Raw genomic sequence first — 6,459 nt, forward strand, 5'->3', positions numbered from 1 at the left:
CGGACGGAAGTAGGCCCTTCCCGATGGCTGACCCGCAGTCTCACGCGCTCCTGCGTGCCGACGCCGGAGCTCCGACTTCCGGCGTGATCCACGTACGCACCCGCCTCACGGCCGACTTCACGGTGATCTCCAACGCCCTCGCCCAGCGACGAGGCAGCGCGGTCACGATCGGCGTCACGGCGTACATCGCCTCCCTGCCCGACGGCTCCCCCGTGACCATCACCGCCCTGTGCGAGCACTTCAGCGAGGGCGAGATCCTTATCTCGCGAGCGCTCAGGGACCTCGAAGCGGCCGGGCACCTGGAGCGCCGCCGCGAACGGACGCCCACCGGGGCGGTGCGTACCCGGACGTACTTCTACACGTGCCCCGGAGCGAAGGCCCGGACGACCCGCCCGAGCCGCCAAAGCCCCGGCCACGGAAGCAGCCCACCGTCCCGGAGACCCGGCGGGCGGCGGCGCCCGCGCCCGCTCCTGAGGAGCCCGGCGGCCAGGCACCCGCACTCGCCGACGCCGACCCCGAGGCGGTCGCCGTACTCACCGCCCTGCGCCGGGTGGACCCCCGCCTCGTCCTGTCCGCCCAGGAGGCCGCCCGCCTGGCACCGGCGGTCGCCGAGTGGCTGGGGGCCGGAGTCGGGCCGCGGGAGATCACGGAGCTGCTGACCGTACGGCTCCCCGACCATTTTCAGGGCCCGGCCGGCAAGCGACCTCGCCTTCCGGCTCAGGGAAACTCCGCTGCCGACGCCTCCCCCGCTGCCCCCGGCGGTCGAGCGCCCGGGCTTGCTGCCCTTCCAGACCTGCGACGGCTGCGAGCGTGGCTTCCGCGCCCCGCAGCCCGGACACTGCCGGAGCTGCCCGGACCGTCTCGCCGGGCAACGTCTGCGTGCGGCGGGCTGAGCCGGTGGGGCTCATGGATGAGTAGGTGAGTGACCCCCGAGATGGGGGCTGGGTCGTCCGAGGCCGATTGACATGCGTTTCGCCGCCTCCTCCAGCACTCCCGTCCGCTTGCAGAACGCGAACCGTACGAAGGGCGCGCCCTGCTCACGGTGGTCGTAGAAGACCGCGTTGGGGATGGCGACGACTCCGGCGCGTTCCGGCAGGCTCCGGCAGAAGGCGACGCCGTCGGTTTCGCCGAGGGGGCGGATGTCGGTGGTGATGAAGTAGGTGCCCGAGGGGTGGAAGACCCGGAACCCGGCTTCCGCGAGGCCCGCCGCCAGCAGGTTCCGTTTGGTGAGCATGTCGGCGCGGAAGTCCGTGAAGTACGAGTCGGGGAGGGACAGGGCCTCGGCGACCGCGTACTGGAACGGGCCCGCCGAGACGTACGTCAGGTACTGCTTCGCCGAGCGCACCGCCGTGACCAGCTCCGGGGTCGCCGTCACCCACCCGACCTTCCAGCCGGTGAACGAGAAGGTCTTGCCGCTGCTCGAAATGGTGACCGTGCGCTCGCGCATCCCCGGGAACGTCGCGAGCGGCACGTGCTCGGCGTCGTCGAAGACCAGGTGTTCGTACACCTCGTCCGTCACCACCAGCAGATCGCGCTCCACCGCCAGCTCGGCGATCGCGGCCAGTTCCTCACGGGTGAGGACGGTGCCGGTCGGATTGTGCGGGGTGTTGATCAGCAGCAGCCGGGTGCGGTCGGTGACGGCGTCGCGCAGCTCGTCGAGGTCGAGACGGAACCGGCCCTCCTCCTCGTGCGCCCGCAGGGTGACCGGCACCCGGCGCCCGCCGGCCATGGCGATGCACGCCGCGTAGGAGTCGTAGTACGGCTCGAAGGCGATCACCTCGTCCCCGGGCTCCACCAGGGCCAGCAGAGCGGCGGCGATGGCCTCCGTGGCGCCCGCGGTGACCAGGACCTCCGTGTCGGGGTCGTAGGACAGGCCGTAGCGGCGCTGCTGGTGGGCGGTGATCGCCGTGCGCAGCTCGGGGACGCCGGGGCCCGGCGGGTACTGGTTGCCACGGCCGTCCCGCAGAGCCCGTACGGCGGCCTCCCGGATCTCCTCGGGGCCGTCGGTGTCGGGGAAGCCCTGCCCGAGGTTGATGGCACCGGTGCTCAGGGCCAGGGCGGACATCTCGGCGAAGATCGTCGTCCCGAACTCGGCGAGCCGGCGGTTCAGGAGGGGGCGCGCGCTGGAGGTCATGCCGGTCATCCTGCGCCGAAGCTCTGGAGTTCCTCAACTCCGCTTTCAGCCGCGCGCGGGGAGGGCATCACCGCTTCACGCAAGAGCGAGGCGCCCACGGGGGGCCGCTTCGGGGGAATGAAAGGAGGGGTGACGCCATGATCGTCGGCATCATCCTGGCGGTGGTCGGAGTCGTCCTGGTCGGGGCGCTGGTCTCCAAGGCCCGCAGGGGCTCTTCCGGACGGACGGCGCGTCGCGGGGCGTGGGCTTCCACCGGTTCGAGCGGCAGCAGCCACAACAGCTGGTGGGCCGGCGGGGGAGACTCCGGCTCCTCCGGCGGCGGGCACTCCTGCGGCGGCGGATCGTCCTGCGGGGGCGGCGGCGGTGGCTGCGGCGGCGGAGGCAGCTGACCCACGTCGGCCGTCTCACGACGGGAAGCCGCATCCACCGAACGCGGGGTCCGCACCCGGACCCCGCGTTGTCATGTGCGGATCGGTGCCGCCTCGGACGGGTGGCCGCTCGAATGTCTGTCGAGTGGCTCCGGTGGATCCCGGCAACGTTCCCTGCCTGTAGGACAACTCGCGTCGTGTGGTGGCCGGTTCGGGGGTGACCCGGCAACTGCGCGCGTCGCGCGGCCCCTTCGGGGGGCCGGCCCCATCCCGGGCTCGCGTCCGTCGCGGCGCCGGGCGTGAACCACGGCGCACCGGCGCACGCCTCCCCGGTGCCAGCGCACGCCGTAGTTGAACAGTTGAGCTGTGGAGCCCTCTGAGGGATGGAAACCCTACGAACTTGGGTAAAAACGCTGTGGCGGCGCCACCGTTCATGATTCCCTCTAAGTCACCGACGCAGCCCCTCGGACGTCCTGCGGACACCTTCCTGTAACCGGCCGACCGGGCTGACCCGGGCCGACATCCCCCAGTGCGACCGGGGCGCAGCGGACCCCTCTCCCTCTCCCTCTCCTTTTGTGTGCTTGCGGAGCCGATCCATGCTCACGACCCTGAACACCTCCTACACCGACACGCGCGCGGCCGATCTCGCCTGGGCCCTGGGGCGCGAGCCGCTCCCCGCGCTGGCCACGCTCGATCTCGAACTGGCGGGCATCAAAGTGCAGTTGCGGCTCCTCGGTGCGTCCCACCAAGTCCTGCTGGAAGAGGAGCGGGGGGTCTGCTCGGAAACGGTGGCGTGCATCGCCGGCAGCAGCACTCCGTTGCCGCTCGGCGTCGCCGAACGGGTGGGCGACTGGGACTACGAGTTCGCGGCCCGTGTCGAGGTGCTCTCGCCCGGCTCCTTCGCGGGCCGCGCCCAGGAGTTGCTGGCCCTCGTCTCCGACCATCCGCACGGCCTCGTCGGCGTCTTCCCCGGCAGCCCGTACGCTTTCACGGCCCTGCTCGCCCAGTACCACGAGGGGCAGGTGCACTGGCGGACCTGGCACGCCTATCCGCAGGACGGGCAGTTGGTGGCGACACGCACCAAGGTGGGCATGCGGGTTCCCGCGGTTACCTCCGCCGACTGACGGCCGACCGCTGCCCGGCCGGTCGAACCGCGGGCGGCGAGCCGAATCTCGCACCGATGTCCGGCGTCTGTAAACCAGCACCACACGTGTGGGTGACGAACCGCGCTCGAGGTGTGACGTAACGTCACAGCGTGATCGAGCCGCACGCGCCCGCCCCGCCCGGTTGCCCGCCGCCCCGGAGCGCGCCGGGCGGTCCCGGCGGCCCGGCGCGACTGCCCGTCCGGCCCGGCACCGGACGGTTCATGGTCCTCGCGGGGGTGTTCGTCTGCGCGGCCTGCGGACTCGTGTACGAGCTGGAACTCGTCGCGCTCGCCTCGTACTTGATGGGCGACTCCGTCACACAGGCGTCCGTCGTGCTCTCCGTCATGGTCTTCGCGATGGGCATCGGCTCCCTCGCCGCGAAGCGGCTGCGCCGGCTCGCCGCGGCCGGCTTCGGCGCCGTCGAGGCCACCCTCGCGCTCGTCGGCGGGTGCAGCGCGATGGCCCTGTACGCCGTGTTCGCCTGGTCCGGCGACTGGGGCGGCATGTGGGCCAGCGGGCCGCGCTGCCTGCTCGTCGCCTTCTCCCTGGCCACCGGCCTGCTCATCGGCGCCGAGGTCCCGCTGCTGATGGAGCTGATCCAGCGCATCCGGCGCCAGGACGCCGGCGGCGCGGTCGCCGACCTGTTCGCCGCCGACTATGTCGGTGCCCTCGTCGGCGGCCTCGCCTTTCCCTTCCTTCTGCTGCCCTTCTTCGGTCAGTTGACCGGCGCGCTGCTCACCGGCGCGGTCAACGCGGTCGTCGGCGGTGCGCTGGTGCTCGGCCTGTTCCGCCGGGACCTGACCCGGCGTGCCCGGTGGCTGCTGCTGCTCGGCAACGCCCTCGTCCTCGCGATCCTCGCCTCGGCGGCCGTCCTCGTCGACGACTTCGAACAGGCCGCGCGGCGGGCGGTGTACGGCGGGGACGTCCGCGTGGCGCTCCGGAGCGGGGCGCAGGAGGTCGTCCTCACCGGGGGCACGCACGGCAGGCCCCTCGACCTGTTCCTCGACGGCCGCCTGCGGGTCAGCGGACGCGACGAACCGCGCTACCACGAGGCCCTCGTCCACCCCGCGATGAGCGGGCCGCACGCACGTGTGCTGATTCTCGGCGGCGGCGACGGCCTGGCCGCACGCGAGGTGTTGCGCCACCCCGGCGTGGACCGGGTCGACGTCGTCGAACCGGACGCGGAGGTGGTCCGGCTGGCGCGCACCGACCCGGGCCTGTCCGCGCTCAACCAGCACGCGTTCGGCGACCCGCGGGTGCGGGTGACGACCGAGGACGCCTTCGGCCGGCTGCGCGGAGCGGACCCGGCGACGTACGACGTGGTCGTCTCGGATCTGCCGGACCCGGGCATGACCGCGAGCACGAAGCTGTACTCGCAGGAGTTCTACGGCCTCGCCCGGCGGGTGCTGGCCCCCCGCGGGAGGCTGGTGGTGCACGCAGGGCCGGTCGCGTCCGGCCCCCGGGTGTACTGGACGGTCGAGGCGACGCTGCGCGCGGCCGGTTTCGACACCGCCCCCTACGGCACCGGCGGCCGCCGCACCGGTTTCGCCACCGGCCCCGACCGCACCCCCGCCGGCCGCTCCCGGGCGCCCCGGGACTGGGGTTTCGTCCTGGCCGCCCGCACGGACCCGCGGCCGCGGCTCGACCCGGACGGTCCACGGCCGAGCGTCCTCACGGAGGAGCTGCTGGCGGCGGGGGAGCGGGCGGCGCGGGCGACGCGGATCGAGGGGTTGCCGGCGTCGACGCTGGTGCATCCGCGGTACTGAGGAAGCCGCGCCCGCAAGGGGCCGCGAGGATACGCCTGGCGGGGGTGGATCGGGGGCGAATCCCTCAGGCGGGGGTGCGTTTCGGGCTCCGCTGGGTAGAGTCCGTCGACATGGAGCACGAGGTGTTCGTTCCGGTTCCGGCGGAGCGGCTCAGGGAGGTGCTGGACGACCCCGCGCGGGTCGCCCGGGCCGTTCCCGGGCTCCAGCAGGACGCCGGCGCCGAGCCCGTCGCCGGGCGGCTGAAGATCCGGGTCGGCAGCCACTCCGTCACGTATCGGGGTGCCGTACGGGTGCTCCGGCGGGACGACGACGCGTACGCCGTCGAGGGCGAGGTGCAGGAGGCGCGCGGCAGCGGCTCGGTCCGGTTCGCCCTGCGGATCGCCCTGCGCGAGGCGGCGGACGGCTGCACCCTCGTGTACGACGCCACCGCCTCCGCGGACGGCCGGATCACGGACCTCCCCGCGGACGCGGTGGAAGGGGCCGTCGTCCGGCTGCTGAACCGTTTCGCGGAGCAGCTGGCCGCGACGGCCGCGGACGCGGACGACCGGGCGCCGCGGCCCCCGGCCGGGGCCGACGCGGGGGAAGGGGCGCAGGCCCCTGCCGGTGCCGGTCTCACCGAGGAACCCCCGGCCCCGGAGCGCCCCTCCGTCTTCGGCGCCGATGTCCCGCCCTCCCCGCCCGGACCCGCGGACGAGGACGACGAGGACGACGAGGAGGACGTCGCCGAGGCGGCGCACGCGCGGCGGACCATGATCGGGCGCAGTGCCGAGGAGGTGGACCACGCGCCGCCGCGCGGCCGGTACGCTCCCGTGCCGGCGCCGCAGACCGTGACGCCCGCGGCCCCCCTGCGCTGGGCGGCCCCGGCGGCGGCGCTGGCGCTGGCGTCGGCCGTCGTGGCGGTTCGGGCGCTGCGCAGGCGCCGCTGAGCCGTTCGGTAGTCGGACGGGCCCGCGTGCTGGGTGGCCCCGGCGGCGGCGCTGGCGTCGGCCGTCGTGGCGGTTCGGGCGCTGCGCAGGCGCCGCTGAGCCGTTCGGCAGTCGGACGGG

5 protein-coding genes and 1 pseudogene are annotated in these 6,459 nt (G+C 73.9%); 5 read left to right on the top strand and 1 reads right to left on the bottom strand.

The annotated features are described in order from the left end of the window. Positions 1-23 precede the first annotated feature (23 nt). A pseudogene (locus tag ACIQHQ_RS35810) lies at positions 24-893 on the top strand (hypothetical protein). Positions 894-904: 11 nt separating this feature from the next. Here ACIQHQ_RS35810 and ACIQHQ_RS35815 read toward each other — a convergent pair. Beyond that, a complete protein-coding gene (locus ACIQHQ_RS35815) occupies positions 905-2,143 on the bottom strand; it encodes a pyridoxal phosphate-dependent aminotransferase (RefSeq protein ID WP_402620488.1) in 1,239 nt (412 codons plus the stop codon). A 128-nt stretch (positions 2,144-2,271) separates the two neighbouring features. On the opposite strand from ACIQHQ_RS35815, the gene ACIQHQ_RS35820 reads away from it, so the two are divergent. The 4 genes from ACIQHQ_RS35820 to ACIQHQ_RS35835 all read left to right on the top strand — a co-directional run bounded on the left by ACIQHQ_RS35820 (position 2,272) and on the right by ACIQHQ_RS35835 (position 6,339). Continuing rightward, positions 2,272-2,523 (top strand): hypothetical protein, encoded by a 252-nt coding sequence (locus ACIQHQ_RS35820; protein ID WP_402620491.1) that lies wholly within the window; start codon positions 2,272-2,274, stop codon positions 2,521-2,523. Positions 2,524-3,098: 575 nt separating this feature from the next. Further along, positions 3,099-3,626, top strand: a complete 528-nt coding sequence (locus ACIQHQ_RS35825; RefSeq protein ID WP_402620494.1) for a DUF2617 family protein — start codon at positions 3,099-3,101, stop codon at positions 3,624-3,626. 131 nt (positions 3,627-3,757) lie between these two features. Further along, positions 3,758-5,413 carry a polyamine aminopropyltransferase gene (locus tag ACIQHQ_RS35830; RefSeq protein ID WP_402620497.1) on the top strand — a complete coding sequence of 552 codons (1,656 nt, stop codon included), beginning with the start codon at positions 3,758-3,760 and terminating at the stop codon, positions 5,411-5,413. Between the two features lie 110 nt (positions 5,414-5,523). Continuing rightward, positions 5,524-6,339 carry an SRPBCC domain-containing protein gene (locus tag ACIQHQ_RS35835; protein ID WP_402620500.1) on the top strand — a complete coding sequence of 272 codons (816 nt, stop codon included), beginning with the start codon at positions 5,524-5,526 and terminating at the stop codon, positions 6,337-6,339. The last annotated feature ends 120 nt before the right edge of the window (positions 6,340-6,459 follow it).

It is taken from the genome of Streptomyces sp. NPDC092370 (assembly GCF_044755265.1).
Classification (GTDB): domain Bacteria; phylum Actinomycetota; class Actinomycetes; order Streptomycetales; family Streptomycetaceae; genus Streptomyces.

Excerpts from the sequence above, each read along its gene's own strand:
- ACIQHQ_RS35815 (WP_402620488.1), bottom strand. The coding sequence starts at position 2,143 with ATGACCGGCATGACCTCCAGCGCGCGCCCCCTCCTGAACCGCCGGCTC.
- ACIQHQ_RS35820 (WP_402620491.1), top strand. The coding sequence starts at position 2,272 with ATGATCGTCGGCATCATCCTGGCGGTGGTCGGAGTCGTCCTGGTCGGG.
- ACIQHQ_RS35825 (WP_402620494.1), top strand. The coding sequence starts at position 3,099 with ATGCTCACGACCCTGAACACCTCCTACACCGACACGCGCGCGGCCGAT.
- ACIQHQ_RS35835 (WP_402620500.1), top strand. The coding sequence starts at position 5,524 with ATGGAGCACGAGGTGTTCGTTCCGGTTCCGGCGGAGCGGCTCAGGGAG.